Annotated in this window: 16 protein-coding genes; 8 read left to right on the forward strand and 8 right to left on the reverse strand. The window is 67.0% G+C overall.

What is annotated here, in order from left to right; translation table 11 throughout:
- Positions 1-55: 55 nt before the first annotated feature.
- Positions 56-910 carry an aldo/keto reductase gene (locus tag OHA42_RS08965; RefSeq protein ID WP_406236095.1) on the forward strand — a complete coding sequence of 285 codons (855 nt, stop codon included), beginning with the start codon at positions 56-58 and terminating at the stop codon, positions 908-910.
- Here OHA42_RS08965 and OHA42_RS08970 read toward each other — a convergent pair.
- Positions 891-1,997, reverse strand: a complete 1,107-nt coding sequence (locus OHA42_RS08970; RefSeq protein ID WP_406236097.1) for an NAD(P)-binding domain-containing protein — start codon at positions 1,995-1,997, stop codon at positions 891-893. The two genes, OHA42_RS08965 and OHA42_RS08970, sit on opposite strands and share 20 nt — an antisense overlap.
- Before the next feature lie 103 nt (positions 1,998-2,100).
- On the opposite strand from OHA42_RS08970, the gene OHA42_RS08975 reads away from it, so the two are divergent.
- The 5 genes from OHA42_RS08975 (at position 2,101) to OHA42_RS08995 (ending at position 7,058) form a co-directional block, all read left to right on the forward strand.
- Complete coding sequence (locus tag OHA42_RS08975; RefSeq protein WP_406236099.1) at positions 2,101-2,826, forward strand: enoyl-CoA hydratase; 726 nt, start codon at positions 2,101-2,103, stop codon at positions 2,824-2,826.
- 1 nt (position 2,827) lies between these two features.
- Positions 2,828-3,970: an MBL fold metallo-hydrolase gene (locus OHA42_RS08980; protein WP_406236101.1), complete on the forward strand. Its 1,143-nt coding sequence runs from the start codon at positions 2,828-2,830 to the stop codon at positions 3,968-3,970.
- Positions 3,971-4,140: 170 nt separating this feature from the next.
- Positions 4,141-4,347 (forward strand): antitoxin, encoded by a 207-nt coding sequence (locus OHA42_RS08985; RefSeq protein ID WP_328409008.1) that lies wholly within the window; start codon positions 4,141-4,143, stop codon positions 4,345-4,347.
- A 49-nt stretch (positions 4,348-4,396) separates the two neighbouring features.
- Complete coding sequence (locus OHA42_RS08990) at positions 4,397-6,706, forward strand: ATP-dependent DNA ligase (protein ID WP_406236103.1); 2,310 nt, start codon at positions 4,397-4,399, stop codon at positions 6,704-6,706.
- Between the two features lie 172 nt (positions 6,707-6,878).
- Positions 6,879-7,058, forward strand: a complete 180-nt coding sequence (locus tag OHA42_RS08995) for an antitoxin (RefSeq protein ID WP_378676621.1) — start codon at positions 6,879-6,881, stop codon at positions 7,056-7,058.
- 70 nt (positions 7,059-7,128) lie between these two features.
- Here OHA42_RS08995 and OHA42_RS09000 read toward each other — a convergent pair whose 3' ends face one another.
- Entirely contained in the window at positions 7,129-7,872 is a 744-nt protein-coding gene (locus OHA42_RS09000) for a cysteine hydrolase family protein (protein ID WP_406236106.1), read from the reverse strand.
- A gap of 178 nt (positions 7,873-8,050) precedes the next feature.
- Between OHA42_RS09000 and OHA42_RS09005 the strand changes: the two genes are divergently transcribed.
- Positions 8,051-9,292: a lipase family protein gene (locus OHA42_RS09005; RefSeq protein WP_406236108.1), complete on the forward strand. Its 1,242-nt coding sequence runs from the start codon at positions 8,051-8,053 to the stop codon at positions 9,290-9,292.
- 221 nt (positions 9,293-9,513) lie between these two features.
- Here OHA42_RS09005 and OHA42_RS09010 read toward each other — a convergent pair whose 3' ends face one another.
- The 5 genes from OHA42_RS09010 to OHA42_RS09030 all read right to left on the reverse strand — a co-directional run bounded on the left by OHA42_RS09010 (position 9,514) and on the right by OHA42_RS09030 (position 15,641).
- A complete protein-coding gene (locus OHA42_RS09010; RefSeq protein ID WP_406236110.1) occupies positions 9,514-10,161 on the reverse strand; it encodes an ammonium transporter in 648 nt (215 codons plus the stop codon).
- Between the two features lie 236 nt (positions 10,162-10,397).
- The gene (locus OHA42_RS09015; protein WP_406236112.1) at positions 10,398-11,075 is read right to left on the reverse strand and encodes a hypothetical protein; all 678 of its coding nucleotides are present in this window, start codon (positions 11,073-11,075) and stop codon (positions 10,398-10,400) included.
- 121 nt (positions 11,076-11,196) lie between these two features.
- Positions 11,197-11,934 (reverse strand): energy-coupling factor transporter transmembrane component T family protein, encoded by a 738-nt coding sequence (locus OHA42_RS09020; protein WP_406239234.1) that lies wholly within the window; start codon positions 11,932-11,934, stop codon positions 11,197-11,199.
- Positions 11,934-14,039, reverse strand: coding sequence for a DUF2232 domain-containing protein (locus tag OHA42_RS09025; protein ID WP_406236114.1), 2,106 nt, complete (start codon positions 14,037-14,039; stop codon positions 11,934-11,936). Before OHA42_RS09025 ends, OHA42_RS09020 begins: the two co-directional genes overlap by 1 nt.
- A 135-nt stretch (positions 14,040-14,174) precedes the next feature.
- Positions 14,175-15,641 (reverse strand): flavin-containing monooxygenase, encoded by a 1,467-nt coding sequence (locus OHA42_RS09030; protein WP_406236116.1) that lies wholly within the window; start codon positions 15,639-15,641, stop codon positions 14,175-14,177.
- Positions 15,642-15,717: 76 nt separating this feature from the next.
- Here OHA42_RS09030 and OHA42_RS09035 point away from each other — a divergent pair, with 76 nt between their 5' ends.
- The gene (locus OHA42_RS09035; protein ID WP_406236118.1) at positions 15,718-16,785 is read left to right on the forward strand and encodes an AraC family transcriptional regulator; all 1,068 of its coding nucleotides are present in this window, start codon (positions 15,718-15,720) and stop codon (positions 16,783-16,785) included.
- 3 nt (positions 16,786-16,788) lie between these two features.
- On the opposite strand, the gene OHA42_RS09040 is transcribed toward OHA42_RS09035, so the two are convergent.
- Positions 16,789-17,568 carry a metallophosphoesterase gene (locus OHA42_RS09040; protein ID WP_406236120.1) on the reverse strand — a complete coding sequence of 260 codons (780 nt, stop codon included), beginning with the start codon at positions 17,566-17,568 and terminating at the stop codon, positions 16,789-16,791.
- Between the last annotated feature and the right edge of the window lies 1 nt (position 17,569).

Genomic DNA, 17,569 nt, shown 5'->3' on the forward strand with positions numbered 1-17,569 from the left:
CAACACGCCAAGTGGTGTCGTTGACGACTCGCGGTAGCACTTCTACCGTCGATAGGTGACCTTCAGAAGCGAGACATGCGCCATCCCCTCGATTGTGCTGAACGACGGGAACGTAATCCCGCAGCTCGGCTTCGGTGTATTCCAAGTGCCACCCGATGATGTTTTGCCGGTGGTCACGGCTGCATTGGAGGTCGGCTACCGCAGCATCGACACCGCCGCCATCTACGGCAACGAGGAGGGCACGGGCCGGGCCATCCGTGAGTTCGGGCTGCCGCGCGACGAGGTCTACGTGACAACGAAGCTGTGGAACTCCGAGCAGGGCTACGACTCCACGCTGCGCGCCTTCGACGCGAGCATGCAGCGACTCGGCCTGGAATATCTCGACCTCTTTCTGATCCACTGGCCGGTCGCGCAGGCCGATCGCTACATCGACACCTTCCGCGCCTTCAAGGCATTGAAGTCGCAGGGCCGAATCCGGTCGATCGGCGTCTCGAACTTCACCCTCCCCGATCTCGAGCGGCTCATCGGCGAGACCGGCGAGATCCCGGTGGTCAACCAGATCGAGTTGCATCCGAGGCTGGCTCAGCGCGAGCTGCGCGCCTTCCACGACAACAACGCCATCGCCACCGAGGCGTGGAGCCCGCTCGGCCAGGGCACCCTGCTCGACGACCACACCATCGTCTCCATTGCCAACGAGGTGGACCGCACTCCCGCACAGGTGATCATCCGCTGGCACTTACAGCTGGGCATCATCGTCATCCCGAAGTCCGTCACCCCCGCGCGCATCGCCGGCAACTTCGACGTTTTCGGTTTCGAACTCACCCCCGAGCAGATGGATGCGATCAACGCCTTGGACAAGGGCGCACGGATCGGCCCCGACCCGGCGATGTTCACGGCCGGCTTGGTATAGCCAGATACTTGCTGAGCTCCACCGCGGCGGCGCGACCCGCTCGGTTCGCGCCGATGGTGCTCGCTGACGGGCCGTAGCCGATGAGGTGAATGCGCGGGTCGTTCGCGACCTGGGTGGCGAGGCGGCCGGTCATAGTGATGCCACCGCCGGGGCCGCGCAGGCGCAGTGGCGCGAGGTGGTCGAGGGCGCTGCGGAATCCGGTGGCCCAGAGGATGACATCCGCGTGCTGGAACGAACCGTCGGCCCAGCGCACGCCGTCCGGTTCGATGCTGCGGAATATCGGATGCCGGTCCAGCGCACCCCTGGCCTGCGCGGCCCGCAGCCGGTCGTCGAGACGAAGTCCCGTCACCGAGACCACTGAACCTGGTGGCAGTCCCCGCCGCACGCGGTCCTCGACCACGGCGACGGCGGTGCGGCCGTCTTCCTCGGCGAAGGTATCCCGGAATAACGGTTCGGACCTGGTGACCCAGGTGGTCGTCGTGACCTGGGAGATCTCGTCGAGCAGCTGTACGGCCGAGACACCGCCGCCGACCACGACGACATGCTTGCCGGTGAATTCGTCGGCAGTGCGGTAGTCGCGGGTATGCAGTTGCCGTCCCGCGAAGGTCTCCGTACCCGGGTACCGCGGGATGAACGGATGTTCCCAGGTTCCGGTGCCGTTGATCAGCCCACGCACCCGGATCGTCCCGGCGGAGTCGGTCTCGACGTTGAGAATTCGAGCGCCCTCCGGATCGCCGTCAGCGCGGCGATCACAGACGACCTTGACCGACACCTGTCGTCGAACTCTGAGGTCGAACCGTTTTTCGTACAGCTCGTAATAGCGCGGCACCGCGGTGGCCGCGGGCGCGGACTCGGATCCCTCTGGCAATGTCTCGGCGAACGACATACCGGGCAGATCGTGTACCCGGTTCACCGTGGTCAGCGTCAGCGACGGCCAGCGAAACTGCCAGGCACCGCCGGGACCCGGTGCGTGGTCCACGATCAGGAAGTCGCGTTCCGCACGCAATCCGAGGCGCTGCAAGTGGTAGCCGGCCGACAGCCCGGCCTGACCGGCACCGATCACCAGGATGTCGAAATCAGTCGGCACAGCCGCCGATCGTATCTCTTCTCCTAGTGCCTGACCGGTCGGTGCCGTCGACTGTGGCAGAGTTGACTGTAACCACTCGAACCGGTCAGTTGGGGAGGACGCAATGCTCGGTGTCAGCCGCGATGGCGACGTAGTCACCATCGAATTGCAGCGTGAGGAGCGTCGCAACGCGCTCAACAACGAATTAGTGACACAGCTGAGCGAAGCGGTGCGCACGGCGGCCCAGGATGCGCGAGTGATCGTGCTGACCGGGCGGGGCCCGATCTTCAGCGCGGGCGCGGATCTGTCCGGCGTCTACTCCGACGAGTTCCTCAGTGGCCTGCTCGACATGCTGCACACCATCGAGTCGGTTCCGGTGCCGGTGATCTCCGCGATCAACGGCGGTGCGCTCGGCGCGGGCGTGCAGATCGCCTTGGCCTCCGACCTTCGAGTGCTCGAGCCCGATGCCTACATCGCGATTCCCGCGGCCAAGCTCGGCATCACGGTCGACCGCTGGACCGTCCGGCGGCTGGCGTCGCTGATCGGCGGCGGTCCCGCCCGCACCGTCTTGCTGGGTGCGGAACCGATCTCGGCCGCCGACGCCTACGCCTTCGGCTTTGCCAACAAGCTCGGCACGCTTGCCGACGCGCAGGCGTGGGCGAAGTCGATCGCCGGACTTGCGCCCCTGTCGCTGCGCCACATGAAACTGGTATTCAACGACGACGGCACCCGCGATCCGGAGAACCAGCTGCAGCGTGCGGCGCTGCATGCCGCGTGGAACAGCGCGGATGCCCGAGAGGGCCGCTTGGCCAGACAAGAGAAGCGCGCCGCGAAGTTCGTGGGGCGATGACATGAACCTGAAGACGATCATCGGCGCCGCTGCGGGCGTGCTGGGCGTCGCATGGGTGGCGCGCGCGGTGTGGGATATCCCCTCCGCGATCGGCGCTTCGATGTCGGCCATTCAGCCATACGCCTCCGGTGCCGCGAGCTACCGCAATCGCCAGTTCCACAACACCGAGGCCAGTAGCCAGATCGTCGCGGGCTCGGCGCTTTCGCTGCTGTATTCGGCGTTGACCCGGCGCAATGCTGGTCGTCCGCGCGGGGTGATTCCGCTGGAGACCCCCGAGGTGCCGTTGGCGGCCGCCGATCTCGCGGTCACCTGGTACGGGCACGCTTCTGCGCTCGTCGAGGTGGACGGGTACCGGATTCTCACCGATCCCGTATGGAGCGAACGGGTTTCGCCGTCGGCGGTAGTCGGCCCGACGCGGATGCATCCGGTCCCGACGCCGTTGTCGGAGCTGCCGCCGGTGGACGCGGTGATCATCTCCCACGATCACTACGACCATCTGGACAAGGCCACCGTCCGGCAGCTCGTGCTCGGTCAGGCGGCGCCGTTCCTGGTACCCATCGGCATCGGCGCGCACCTGCGGCACTGGGGTGTTCCAGAGCATCGGATCATCGAATTGGATTGGGGCGGTTCGATTTCGCTGGCGGCACTCGGTCGCGAGCGGGACGGTACCGACCTGGTGATCACCTGTACGGAGGCTCGGCATTTCTCCGGCCGGGGTCTGGTGCGCAACACCACGCTGTGGGCCTCCTGGTCCCTCGTCGGTCCGACCCGTCGGGTGTATTTCGGCGGAGACACCGGCTATACCAAGGCCTTTGCCGAGGCCGGTGCGGCGCTCGGTCCGTTCGATCTGACGTTGCTGCCGATCGGCGCCTATGACGAACGCTGGCCCGATGTGCACATGAACCCGGAGGAAGCGGTGCGCGCCCACGCCGATCTGTGCGTCGACGACCCGGGCCACGGCATGCTGGTGCCCATTCACTGGGCGACCTTCAATCTGGCCTTCCACGGATGGTCGGAGCCGGTGCGCAGGATGGCCGAGGCGGCGCGGGCGGTGGGCACCTCGATCGCGGTGCCGATGCCGGGGGAGCGCGTGCATCCCGATGGCCTCCCGGCACGGGATGCGTGGTGGGAAGATGTGGGTTGAACACCTCTGTTAGGCGTACCTCCGCCTTCGCTCCGGCCATGCGCGGGCTGCGGGTGGACTACGTCCAACAGTGTCTGTTAGGCGTACCTCCGCCTTCGCTCCGGCCATGCGCGGGCTGCGGGTGGACTACGTCCAACAGTTTCCCTTAGGCAACAGGAAGGAACGATGGCATGAGTCTCGTGGACAGTCTGAAGGGCCTGGTCGGCAAGGGTAAGGACGCGGCGGCCAAGAACGCCGGCAAGATCAACGAAGCGGTCGACAAGGCCGGTGACTTCATCGACGAGAAGACCAAGGGCAAGTACTCGGACAAGATCGAGAAGGGCAAGGAGGCCGCCAAGAAGGTGGTCCCGCCGGAGCAGCCCGGTCCGCAGGCTTGATGTGCGGCGGGGGCCTGTTCGTGTCGGTCCCCGCCAGTAAAATTCGGCTATGGTGACCCGCCGTAGTTTCGGTGGCAGCTCGGGCCTGCCGGGCATCGAGGTTGAATTGAGCAACCTCGACAAGGTGCTGTATCCCGCGACCGGAACAACAAAAGGCGAGGTCATCGCCTATTATTCGGCGATCGCCCCGGCCATGCTTCCGCATATTGCCGGCCGCCCTGTGACCAGGAAACGCTGGCCCAACGGCGTCGACGAGCCGTCGTTCTTCGAGAAAAACCTTGCCGCACACGCTCCGTCGTGGCTGGAGCGGCACACCGTCGAGCATTCCGATCGCCGCGTGGTTTATCCGGTGATCGATTCCGAGGCGGGCCTGGCCTGGCTAGGGCAGCAGGCCGCGCTGGAAGTCCATGTGCCGCAATGGCGTTTCGACGGCGACGAGATCGGTCCCGCAACCAGGCTGGTGTTCGACCTCGACCCGGGGCCGGGTGCGGGCCTGGCCGAATGCGCAAAGGTCGCGCTCGCGGTGCGTGACATGGTCGAGGGCATCGGGCTACACGCGTTCCCGGTTACCAGTGGTAGCAAGGGAATTCACATCTATGTGCCACTGGACCGCGAGTTGAGTCCTGGCGGCGCATCCACGGTGGCCAAACAGGTGGCCACGAATCTCCAACAGCTGCACCCGGATCTGGTGACCGCGACCATGGCGAAAGCGGTGCGCACCGGCAAGGTCTTCTTGGACTGGAGCCAGAACAACCCCGCCAAGACCACGATCGCGCCGTACTCGCTACGCGGCCGGGCCCATCCCAACGCGGCGGCGCCGCGCAGTTGGTCGGAGATCGAGAATCGGAAAAAGCTGCGGCACTTGCGTTTCGACGAGGTGCTTGCGCGCTGGCAGGACGACGGCGATCTGCTCGCCGGGCTCGATCCACCGCTGTCGAACACCGACGCGCTGACGAAATACCGGTCGATGCGCGATCCGGCGCGGACACCCGAGCCGGTGCCTGCCGCTGTGTCGACTTCGGGTACCGGTGATCGGTTCGTCGTTCAGGAACATCATGCGCGGCGGCTGCATTGGGACGTCCGGCTCGAACGCGACGGAGTGCTGGTGTCGTGGGCCGTGCCGAAGGGCCCGCCGACCTCGTCGGAGCAGAATCGGCTCGCCGTGCACACCGAGGACCATCCGCTGGAATACCTGGACTTCCACGGTGCGATCCCGAAGGGCCAGTACGGTGCCGGCGAAATGACGATCTGGGATTCGGGCACCTACGAGACCGAGAAATGGCACGACGACGAGGTGATCGTCACGTTCCACGGCACTCGGTTGCAGGGGCGCTACGCCCTGATCCGGACCAACGGTAATCAGTGGCTGATGCATCTGATGCGCGAGCAGTCACCACCAGCCGATGACACCGAACGTGACAGGCCGAACGGAGGTGCCCAGGCGCTCACCCCGCCGCCGCGGCCGCGCGGCCCCGCGCCGTTTCCGCGTGGTCTCGAGCCGATGCTGGCAACCCACGGCGAGGTCGCCGACCTCGATGCCGCCGACTGGTGCTTCGAGACCAAGTGGGACGGCTTCCGGCTGATCGCCGAAATCGAGTCCGGCACACTCACCTTGCGCAGCCGTGCGGGCAATGTGGTGACCAGTCGATACTCGGGGATGCGCACGCTGGCCACGGAACTGGCGGGCCACAACGTCGTGCTCGACGGTGAGGCCGTGGTGTTCGACGACCACGGCGTCGCCAATCTCGGTCTGCTGCAGGCCGATGCCGCGCGGGCCGCCTTCGTCGCCTTCGACGTGCTGTACCTCGACGGTACTTCTCTTGTGCGCAAACGGTATTCGGATCGTCGGCGGGTGCTGGAGGAGCTCGCCGCGCAGGCGCCCTCGATGCTGGTGCCGCCGCGGTTGGACGGTTCGGGCGCCGACGCGCTGCACTACAGCAGGCAGCAGCGGTTGGAAGGTGTGGTCGCCAAGCGCAAGGACTCGGTCTACCTGCCCGGCAAGCGCGGGCACTCCTGGGTGAAAGAGCGCAACTGGCGCACCCAGCAGGTGGTGATCGGCGGCTGGCGGCGCAGCGCGGCGCGGGATTTCAAATCACTGCTGGTCGGCATCCCGCACGAGGGCAGGCTGTACTACGTGGGCCGGGTCGGCACCGGCTTCAACGAGCCCGACATGAAGGAGTTGGCCACCCGCCTATCGAAATTGGCGCGCAAAACCAGCCCGTTCGACAACGACCTGACCACCGAGGAACGCAAGGAAGCAGTCTGGGTGACTCCCGAACTGACCGGAACCGTGCGCTTCATGAACTGGACCGAAACCGGCCGACTCTGGCACCCGGCCTGGCTGGGACTCTTGGACTGATCCCGCCGACCGCGCGGATGGCCGTTGCGCTGGGCTCGAGATACTCGACTTCGTTGCGCCCGTTCGCCTGCGGTCTCGCGCTGGTCGACGAAACGTAAGTGGCGCTTGGGTACGGTTGATTCGCTGATGTATCGGCTCGACACTGTGTCGGCTCGCGAACAAGGAGTGCCCTGTGGATTTCAAGAACCTGGCGAACAAGGCGATGGACCTGGCCCAGAAGAACGCCGACAAGGTGGATACGGTCATCGAGAAGGCGGGCGATCTGGTCGACAAGAAGACCGACGGCAAGTTCGCGGGTCAGGTCGACAGCGCTCAGGAAGCTGCCAAGAAGGCAGTGCGCAAGGAGGGCTGAGCGCGCCGGATTGCGGTAGTCGACCGGGGACATTCGGTTCCCCGGTCGACGAATGCCTCGCAGGCGAAGTTCAGGCGGGCTCGCCGGCGAGCAGCGGAAGAATGGTCGCGGTGTCGGTCACCATGGCGTGGCCCTGGAACTCGAATTCGTCGTAGGCCCGGGTCATTGCTTCCTTGTCGCGGCCGCCGCAGGCGTCGCTGATGACAATCGGCACGAAGCCGAGATCGGTCGAGTGGGTGACCGTCGGCGCGATGCCGATCTCCAGCGCAACCCCGACGATGGCGTACGCACCGATGCCGAGGTCGCGCAGCACCGCGGCCAGGGGCGTGCCCTCGAACGCCGACATCGATGTCTTGTCGAACACCACCTCGTCGGCGGTCGGCCGGAGCTCGGGGACCAGTTCGAAGGCCGGGGTGTCGCGCTGGAGGATGAACTTCACGTCGTCGACCGAATCCGCCTGCTGCCAGCTCATCGCCATCCGCAGCGCGAACGTTCCGCTCAGCCTGCGCGGCAGGAAGAAATGCCGCAGGAAGATCACGGGATAGCCGCCGCGGCGGGCCGCCTCGACTACGCGCGCGACCCGCTCGATGATCTCCTCGCTGTCCGGTAGTTGGCTGAGCACACCGACCTGCATGTCGTAGACGATGACGGCCATGCGGTGCGGGGCACACACGTCGGCGAGTTCTTCGGGTATGTCCAGTCCGTTGCCGTGTCGCAAGGTCAGCTCAACTCCATCCTCGATACTCCGAACACCGTCCGGACCCGTTCCGGCGGCGATTCGGTTGCGCTTGCTATTCGATTGTGCGGTGGGCACTTTCGAACCCACTGTAACCATGGATGACCAGGACGAGTGCGGCGGTGGGCTTGCCCGCGAGTGACCGTTGCCGGGTCTGATATTCGGCAGTACCGTGGGTGTCCCGAGGCAGAGCAGAGTCGGCGCCGACGCACCCGGCGCGACTGTGTCGCGCCGTGTCCGGAACATTGGAGGCCCGATGAAAATCCTCCGTGGAAGGTGGCGTGCCGCAGCACCGGCCTGGGTTCTCGCTGCTGTTGCGATGGTGATCTCGGCCTCGGTGATGATGGCGCCCGCCGCAGGAGCGTATGTGCCGCGACCGGACGCCGATCCGTTCTACGCCGCGCCCGCCGACCTGGCCGACTATCCGGACGGTGCGATCACGCGCTCGCGGCAGATCCCGCTCTACGGTCTGCCCCTCCCGGTTTCGGCGTGGCAGGTGCAGTACCGGACCAATGACGCGAGCGACCGCCCGGTGCCGGGGATTGCCACCGTGATGGTGCCGAACCTGCCCTGGTTCGGGCCGGGCGAAAGGCCGCTGCTGTCCTACCAGATCGCCGAAGACGGCCTCGGCAGCCAGTGCGCGCCGTCCTACGCCCTGCGCGGCGGATGGGAGATCGGCGGCATCAGCACCTGGATCGACACCCCGTTCATGGCCGCGGCGCTTCTCCGCGGCTGGGCGGTGGTGACCAGCGACTACGAGGGCCCGCAGTCCCGATTCCTGGACGGGGTGAACTCGGGGCGCGGCGTGCTCGACGGCATTCGCGCTGCCCGCGCCCTCGCGCCGGGCGGGATCGGGCCGACGAGTCCGCTTGGGGCTTGGGGCTACTCGGGTGGCGCGTTCGCCACGCTGTGGGCGGCGCAGCTGCAACCGGACTATGCACCCGACGTCCGTTTCGCGGGCATTACCTCCGGTGGTGTGCCCGCGAACTGGCCCGCCATCGCGCAAGGTGTGGACGGCACTGTCCAGGCCGGTCTTACGATGTTGGTCGTGCTCGCGGTCGCGCAGAACAACCCGGATGCAGGCATCGTAGAGATGCTCAATGACCGGGGTCGCAGGATGCTGGCCGAGGACGCGACAGCCTGCGGTTTGGACCTGGTCGTCAAATACCTCAATGCTCGGGTCGACGATTACACGATCGAGCCGAATCTGCTGTCGCACCCGAGCTTCCGGGCGGCCACCGATCCGCAGGAGCTCGGTGCGGGCGCGCCGCAGGCGCCCACATACCTCTACCACAGCACGACCGACGACGTGATCCCCGTCGCGGGCTTCACCGAACTACTCGACCGATACTGTGCGCAGGGCGCCGACATCAGCTTCGTGTATTCGCTGCTGCCGAGCCATAACCCGACCGCCGCCGGTGAGGCCGTTGGTGCGATGGGCTATCTCGCCGACCGGTTCGCAGGCGTGCCGGTCGCCCCCGGCTGCCACGGCGGATGAGATCAGATCCGCCGAAGATCAGACAGTCCCGGGCCGCGGACGCTTGTCGCGCTCTGCTTCGAGCAACCGAACCCGACAGCGCCCGAGATTCCTCTGGTTCTCCGACGTCGACGCGTCCCAGACCTGTAAGTCATCGGAGCCAAAGGACGATGGCGGCAACGATCAGGCCGCGCACCGAACTCGAATGAGTTCGATGCACGCCTGTATCAAGACTTGTCGACCTAGCGAACCGGTACCGTCGGGGTCGCGAACTTCGTGGTTCCCGGCGGGGCGGCCAGGGTGCTGACCAGGTCGATGCCCGCGATCAGCAGCGCGGGTCCGCCCACCACGATGGTGCCGATGACACCACCGATCGCGGCGCCCGCGACGACGCTGGCAACTACGGTCGGACCACCGACGATACCGGTCAGTCCGACCAGGGCGCCGATCACCGTGCCGATGAAACCGCCTATCGCCGTGGCGATTCCGAACTGCGACAGGAACGTATCCTGTGCTTGCTGGTTCTCGTCGGGCGAGGCGATTGCGGTCAGCGGCGTCGGGTGGGCCTGCGCGTAGTCCTTGACCGGGGTCAGCTCGAGCACCCGGCCCGCGTTGTGCACCGCGTGCGGCAGCGGGAACTCGAGTCCGTCCTGGCGCAACGACAGCGGCAGCGTGAGCACCGTGTTGCCCGTCGGGTCCTTGATGTCGACTGAATTGCCGGCCACCTCGAACACCCCGCCGGTCAGCGTGGTGACGACCTTGCCGCCGACCAGCTTTGTCTCGTACCCGATTCCGGGTGCGGGCGCCGGTTGCGCATGGGAGGTGCCCGCGCCGACCGCCACCGCGGCGACGATCGGGACTGCGGCCGCGGTGATCTTGCGGAGAATCATTGGGGTGTTCCAATCTTCATCAGGTTTCAAGCCCTACCCAACACCACACACGCCGAAATTCCTTCCCCCGAACGTGTGTGCAGAGACTTGATGTGATCCAGAGAACAGGTACTGCGAAGGTCACCGTACCGCGCGGACGGGTGTTTGGACCACGATTTGAGGGGTAATCGTTTCTGTTTCAGGTTACGAAACCCGCTATAGCGCTTAGCTATACGGCCAGGCGTGGCCGACTGTGGTCAGTTCAGCACATTGATCGCGCGCGCGATCACCAGCGCCGCCAGGACAAGTGATATCGCCGACTGCGCCAGCATCATCGTCTTCGCCCATCGTGACATGGGCATCACATCGGTCGGGCTGAAGGCGGTCGCGTTGGTGAACGCCAGGTACAGGTAGTCCACGAATTGCGGCTCCCATTCGGGCTCGGCCAGTTCCGGGTTCTGCATCTGCACGAACAGGAAGTCCGGCAGCGTCTTGCGCGCGTGCGCTCGCGCGGCGGGGCCACCGCGGTCGAACTCCCAGTAGCCCAACCCGAACACGACCACATTGGTCAACCAGATGGCGCCGCCGGAGCCGAGCAATTTCGCCGGGTCATCGCTGAGCGTCCTATCGATCAGCCCGACCACCAGCCGATCCGCCGACCACGCAGTGGCCAGCGCTAACAGCACGATGAGAGCCAGCCCGCCCCACCGCAGCCAGGTCTCCTCGCGGTCGATCCGCACCGGATTCGCCACCACGAGGAACCCGAGCACCACCACCTCCAGCGCGGGCAACAGCCAAGCGGGCTCCGGCATGAACTGATTCGGCAGCAGCACTTGCAACACCACGATCGCCAGCACCGCTGCGGTGGCCGCAATCCGTGACTCACCCGCTGTCCTGCGCTGCCAGGCCGGAACGTCGTCGTCGCTGTCGGTCACACCGGCCAGTATCGCCCTGCCGCGGGCGAATCCGACATCTGCCACGCATTGGTCGCGACCAGCAGTGCCGCCTGGCGACGATGCCCGTCCGCTGGTGTGGACGGGCATCCACGGCGGCGAGTCAGAGCAGCAGATCGAGCCCGATCGCGCCGGCGCAGACGGCGACGACGATGGCCAACGCCATCGCATCGCGGCGACCGGGAGCGCTGGGGTGCGCGGTGAGTTGGCCGGTGCCGCCGCGGGCCGTGATCGCCTCACCCAATTCGCCTGCGCGGCGGGTGGACACGGCCATCGCGGCGGTGAGGATGTCGATCAGCGGATTATCGGCAGCACGTTGCAACATGCCATCCTTCGGCCGCAGCTTGCGGGCCGCGCGTAGGACCCGCATCTCGTCCATGAGCAGCGGCAGACCGCGCAGCGTGAGGGCTACGACAACGGCCCATTCATCCACGGGCAACCGAAGTCTGCGCAGTGGCGCCCCCATCCTGGCGAGGGCGGGGGCGACATCGCCGAGCGGTGTGGTCCAGGCGATCATGAGCGAGGCGGCGAGCAGGACCAGACCGAACGTCGCGATCTGCGTATAGCGCAGCACGGCCGCGCCGCCGACCGGGATATTCATCAGCGCGCCGCCGCCGAGCAACGCCCAGAACCACCAGGGCAGTCGCGGCAGCGTGCCGAGTGGCAGCCGGGCGATCACGCCGATCAGCAGCAGAAATACCACGACAACGCCGAGCACCGGCCACGACGGCTGGAACATCAGCAGCAGGCTGATCAGAAACGCCGCAATCATTTTGGTGCCCGCCCAGAGGCTGTGCACCGGGCTGGACACCGGGACTTCGCGGAAGAGGACTGCGCTCATCATCGCCCTCCGTGCTCGAGGCGCCACGCTGTCGCGGCACGTGGATCGAGGTGTTGTGCGGATATCTCGGACACATTCGCGAGGTTGGGCACCGGCGCGGCCCCGAGGATGCGTCCAGACTGTAAGTGCACGGTCCGGTCGCACACGCCGGCCAGATCGTTGACGTCGTGCGAGATGACGATCAGGGTGAGACCGGAATCGCGCAGGCGGGCAAGGAGCTCGACGACATCGGCGCGACCCTCGGGGTCCAGGCCTGCGAGCGGTTCGTCGAGTACGACGACCTGCGGGTGGCTGGCCACGATGGCCGCGAGCACCACCCGCTTCGCCTGCCCACCGCTGAGTTCCTCGATAGATCGCGCGGCCAGCCGCCGATCCAGGCCGACGGCATCCAAGGCGCGCCCGACCGCGCCGGAGCCGGTGGCCCGCCCGCCCCAGTCGGCGATCTCCGCGCCGACCGTCTGCTTCTGCATCTGCAACCGAGAATGTTGGAACGCCAGCGCGACTCGGCCGATTCGTTTGGCGATCGGCTTGCCCGCGAGTTCGCAGCAGCCCGAGCTCGGTTCGATCAGTCCGGCCATGATCCAGGCGAGGGTGGATTTGCCCGATCCATTGCCGCCGACGATCAGCAGCGCTTCACCGCGCCGGACCGAGAGGTCCACCGAGTGCAATGCCGGTGTCTCCCAAGGTGTTCCACGGTTGTAGGTGTGCCGGACATCGCGTAGCTCGAGCACCGGCTCGCCCATGGGTCTGCGGCGCGCGTCACGAACCGGCAGTGGCCAGGCGGGCAAGTGTTCGACCGTGCGCCCGCTCGATAGGTGCACCACCCGATCGGCGGCCGCGGCATCGGCTTCGTGGTGGGTCACCAGCACCACCGCCATGTGGTGTCGTTTCGGCAGTCCGGCCAGCAGCGTGACCAGGTCCCGACGGCCTTCGGGATCGATCATCGAGGTGGCCTCGTCGGCGATGAGCAGCGCCGGACGTCGCGCCAGCGCCGCGGCGACCGCGAGCCGCTGCTGCTGGCCGCCGGAGAGGGTGGCGGTCTCCTTGTCGCCCATGCCGTCGAGGCCGACCTCGCGCAGCAGCGCGTCGATGTCGACCGCGGCGGCCAGCTCCTCGGACAGGCCCCACACCACGTCGTCGGCCACGAGTACGCCGAGGGTCTGGCTCTCGGGCCGCTGCAGCACCAGCGCGGTCCCGCCGAGGTGGCCCAGACCTGCGGATCCCGGACGGAGCACGGTGCCCGAAGTCGGTGGGTGGCCGGCAAGCAACCGGGTCAGCGTCGATTTGCCGGAGCCGTTGTGGCCCACGATCGCCACGAACTCATCGATGGAGACGGTGAGGTCGATGCCGTGCAAGGCGTCCACCGCCGCCCCCGGGTAGCGGAAGGTGACATCGCGCAGTGTCACCGGCAGCGGTGCGATGGGGCGGTCGTCGGGCGGCGCATCGAGCCGATCGCGGCCGGGCAGATCGGCAAGCCGGTCCAATACCGAGCCGAGGACGAACCAGGAGAACACCGCGCTCAGCACGATCCCGACGGTCACCGCCGCGGCGAACCAGACCCACCACGATGCGATCACGGAATCGGTGAGGTCGGCGGCCAGCCGGCCGAGCGGCTCCAGCTGTGGCTGCCGCGCCGCGAGGTTCTCGAAGCCGTGGGCGAGATTGCGGATGCTGTCGAACAGCAGGTTGCGGGACCGGGAGAAAATCAGCAGGTTTCCGACGGCGAAGGCGGCCCACGCCAGCCCGGCGAGCACCGCGAGTCCGAGCACCGCGAACAGCCCGCCGCCACGTCGCTTGACCGTGCCGATAATGCCCGCGAGAGTGGCGGAGCTCACCAGGCCGATGGCCGGCGCGATGCCCGCGGCGACGAAGGTGACCAGTGCCGCGGCGATGGTGGCGGTAAGCAGGGCACGCAGGCGATAGCGGTAGGCCAGCAGGCCGAGCGGCACTGCGGCGACCAGTTGTAGTCCGGCGGCGAACGGGATCACCGATCCGATCGTGACCAGCCCTACCGTGACACCGCCCAGCACCGCACCGGTGGCCAATTCGATCGGGCGCAGCGGTCCGCGCTCGATGGGGCCTACGGCCGAGGGCAGATCATTCACGCAACAAGTCTGCCCGTTCGAACCTCGCCGTGCTCGGGCCCGCCGAGGATGGGGGTCGCCCGTCGCCTCGATAGGGCCCCGTTGTGGTGCGGGCCGGGGGCGGCGCCAGCACATGGCTGCCCTGCGACCGCGGGGTCAGGCAGCAGGAGTCAGGGTGTAGTCGGCGGCGTTCACCCTGCGGAGTTTGCGGCGGTAGCTGATCTGGGTGCCCGGCCAGTTGTTGGTGATGCGACCCGATGCATTGCGGTACCAGCTGGAGCAGAAGTTCCACGGGGTTTTGGCCAGGCGCTGTTGCAGGGCGGTGTTGAACTGCTGTTCCGGCTCGGCGCGTACCTCGAGGTAGTGGCCGGGGCTGGTGGCGAGCAGTTCGATCGCTTTGCGGATGTAGCGGGCCTGGGATTCGATCATGTAGATGATCGAGCCGACGCCGAGATTGGTGTTCGGCCCGTAGACGAGGAACAGATTCGGGAAATCCGGCACCGTGATGCCGTAGTAGGCGTGCGCGCCGCCCTGCCAGGCATCGGAGAGTTTGCGGCCCGCGCGGCCGTAGATGCTGATGGGCCACAGGAATTCGGTGCCCTTGAAGCCGGTCCCGTAGATGATCACATCCGCTCGGTGTGCCTTGCCGTCGGCGGTGCGCAGGCCGTCGGGGGTGATCTCGGTGATCGCCGCGGTCTCCACCTGCACGTTCGGCTGGGTCAGCGCGGGGAAATAGTCGTTGGAGAACAGCCCGCGCTTACAGCCGATCGGATAGTCCGGGCTGAGCTTGGCGCGCAGTTCCGGATCGGCGATCTGCTCTTCCAGATGCCGTGTCGCGATGCCGCCGACCAGCCCGGCGATCCGCGGGAACTCGACGAGTCCGAGCGCCACGAATTCGGCGATGGCCCACCACCCGAATCGTTCGGCCAGCAGTGCGCCGGGCACCCGTGCGAATAGTTTGTGCTGGATCGGCTTGTAGTCGGTGTCGAACTTGGGCAGCACCCAGGCCGGCGTGCGCTGGAACAGCGTGAGGTGGGCGACCGACGGCTGGATCTCCGGGATGTATTGGATGGCGCTGGCACCGGTGCCGATGCAGGCCACCTGTTTCCCGGCGAGTTCGACGCTGTGGTCCCATTCGGCGGAGTGGAAGGCCTGGCCTGCGAAGGTGTCGATGCCGGGGATATCGGGCATGGCGGGGCGTGAGAGCTGACCGACGGCGGGGATCAGCACATCGGCGGTTCTCGCGATCCCGTCGGTGGTCCGCACTGTCCAGCGGCCCGTGCTGTCGTCGAACTCGGCGTCGGTCACCTCGGCGCCGAAGTGGATGCGCTCGAGCAGGTGGTGCCGGTCGGCGACACCGCGCAGGTAGTCGTGGATGGCGGCCCGGCCGGAGTAGCGCTGCGGCCAGTCCGGCTTGGGCTCGTAGGAGAACGAATACAGCGGCGACGGCACGTCACAGGCGGCGCCGGGATAGGTGTTCTCCCGCCAGACGCCGCCGATGTCGGCGGCCCGCTCCAGGATGGTGATGTCGTCGAAACCGTTACGGCGCAGTTCTATGGCCATCCCGATGCCGCCGAAGCCGGATCCGATGATGATGACCGACGGCCGATTGTCCGCGTCCATGTGACACCCCTCACAGCAGTGCTTTCCCTACCACTCTAGGACCGCCCGGCATCGGGGATCGAGATTTTCGGCCATAATGGCTCCTGTGGAACGGGTGCAGGATCCGGGAATCCGCGACTGGAACTTCCCGCGTGGGATCGCCAGCGTGGTGCTCATGGTCGGCTATGCGGGTGAGCAGGGCGTGTCCACGACGCGGATGCTCGCGGGCACCGGGCTGACCGAGGCGACGCTGCGGGACCCGGACGCGCAGATCGACGCGCACATCGAGCTCGCCGTGGTGCGCAACCTGGTGCGCGAGCTGGCCGACCGTCCCGCCCTCGGCGTCGAGGTCGGCCGCCGCTACCGGATCACCACCTTCGGGATCTTCGGCTTCGCCTGCGTCAGCAGCCCCACTCTCGGCGAGGCGATCCTGTTCGCGCTGCGCTATCTCGAGCTGAGTTTCACCTTCTGCCTGCCCGTCGCGCAATGGCGGGCAGGCGAATTCGTCGCCTGGGTGCACGACGAGTCGATCCCCGCCGACGTGCGCCAGTTCCTGGTGGAACGCGACGTGACCGCCATGCATCAGGTCATGAGCGACCTGCTCGGCACGCCTGCCCCGCTCGTGCGCGCCGAATTCCGTTTCGCCGAACCGGCATACGCCGACCGGCTCACGCAGGTCTTGGGGGTGCGAGCGGAGTTCGGGCGTATGCACAACCTGTTCGCCATCGAGCCCGCGATGCTGGAACAGCCACTGCCGCAGGCGAACGAGCACACCTGGGCGATTTGTCTCGCACAATGCCGTGATCTGGTCGACCGCCGCCGTGCCCGCACCGGCATCGCGGCAGAGGTGCGCGAGCTGCTGGTGCCCGGCGGTGCCGACGGATTCGCCGCACCGGCCGGAATCGACACCGTCGCACGCAATCTCAATGTGAGCACCCGCACGCTGCGTCGCCACCTGGACGCCGCAGGCACCAGCTATCGTGCCCTGCTCGACGAGGTGCGCCGCGCCCTCGCGGAGGAAATGCTCACCGCCACACCGCTTTCGGTGAGTGACGTCGCCATCCGCCTCGGTTACGCCGAGTCTTCGACCTTCATTTTCGCGTTCAAACGCTGGACCGGTGCAACCCCCGCCGCCTACCGGCGCGAGCGCGCGCTGCGGCGATAGCGGTCAGTTCGGTTGGACTCCGATCCAGCCGCCCATCGGAACGCTGCGGAAATGCGTTGTCATGCGGTGGTTTTCGTCGATGACGTGCAGGGCGAGGGCGGGATCCGGAGCGTAGTCCATCACGTGGTCGGGGAGGTCGAGTTCCCATTCGCCGCCGAGCACGGACGCAGTGCTCGGGGCCACGAGCAGCGGTCGCCCGGCGAAGGTCGTCGCCACCGCGGAGTGGGCGTGGCCGGTGACGACGCCGACGATGCGCTGGTCGCCGGCGACCAGTTCGGCGAGGCGATCGGGCTCGGTCAGTGAGATGTCATCGACGACAGGACTGAAGAGCTGGGCGGGCGGGTGATGCAGCGCGAGCAGCACGGGTGCGTCGGCGGGAGTCGTGGCCAGCACGCCACGCAGCCAGTCGTAGGTCTCGTCGCTCAGGCGGCCACCCGCCTGGCCGGGGATGGTCGAATCCAGCAGCGCGACGGTCAATTCGCCGACGCGGTGCGCGTGGTTGATCGGTGCGGTCGAAGCCGGTTCGCCGAGCAGTTCGGTGCGGAAGGCGGCGCGATCATCGTGATTGCCCGGGATGGCGTACACCGGGATATCGACGCGCAGCGCCGCGCGCGCTTCGGCGTACTGATCGGGCTTGCCGGAATCGGTGATGTCGCCGGTCAGCAGGATGGCGTCGGGCTTGCGTCGCAGGTCGGTGAGGAACGCCAGCGCCCGTTCGACGCGTTCGGCGTTGCGGGCGCCGAGATCGAAATGGGTATCGCTGACCTGAGCCACCAGGATCATC

The sequence above is a fragment of the Nocardia sp. NBC_01009 genome, from assembly GCF_045208035.1.
Taxonomy (GTDB): Bacteria; Actinomycetota; Actinomycetes; order Mycobacteriales; family Mycobacteriaceae; genus Nocardia.

Excerpts from the sequence above, each read along its gene's own strand:
- OHA42_RS08980 (WP_406236101.1), top strand. The coding sequence starts at position 2,828 with ATGAACCTGAAGACGATCATCGGCGCCGCTGCGGGCGTGCTGGGCGTC.
- OHA42_RS08975 (WP_406236099.1), top strand. The coding sequence starts at position 2,101 with ATGCTCGGTGTCAGCCGCGATGGCGACGTAGTCACCATCGAATTGCAG.
- OHA42_RS09035 (WP_406236118.1), top strand. The coding sequence starts at position 15,718 with ATGGCTCCTGTGGAACGGGTGCAGGATCCGGGAATCCGCGACTGGAAC.
- OHA42_RS09040 (WP_406236120.1), bottom strand. The coding sequence starts at position 17,568 with ATGATCCTGGTGGCTCAGGTCAGCGATACCCATTTCGATCTCGGCGCC.
- OHA42_RS08990 (WP_406236103.1), top strand. The coding sequence starts at position 4,397 with ATGGTGACCCGCCGTAGTTTCGGTGGCAGCTCGGGCCTGCCGGGCATC.
- OHA42_RS08985 (WP_328409008.1), top strand. The coding sequence starts at position 4,141 with ATGAGTCTCGTGGACAGTCTGAAGGGCCTGGTCGGCAAGGGTAAGGAC.
- OHA42_RS09010 (WP_406236110.1), bottom strand. The coding sequence starts at position 10,161 with ATGATTCTCCGCAAGATCACCGCGGCCGCAGTCCCGATCGTCGCCGCG.
- OHA42_RS09005 (WP_406236108.1), top strand. The coding sequence starts at position 8,051 with ATGAAAATCCTCCGTGGAAGGTGGCGTGCCGCAGCACCGGCCTGGGTT.
- OHA42_RS09030 (WP_406236116.1), bottom strand. The coding sequence starts at position 15,641 with ATGGACGCGGACAATCGGCCGTCGGTCATCATCATCGGATCCGGCTTC.
- OHA42_RS09020 (WP_406239234.1), bottom strand. The coding sequence starts at position 11,934 with ATGAGCGCAGTCCTCTTCCGCGAAGTCCCGGTGTCCAGCCCGGTGCAC.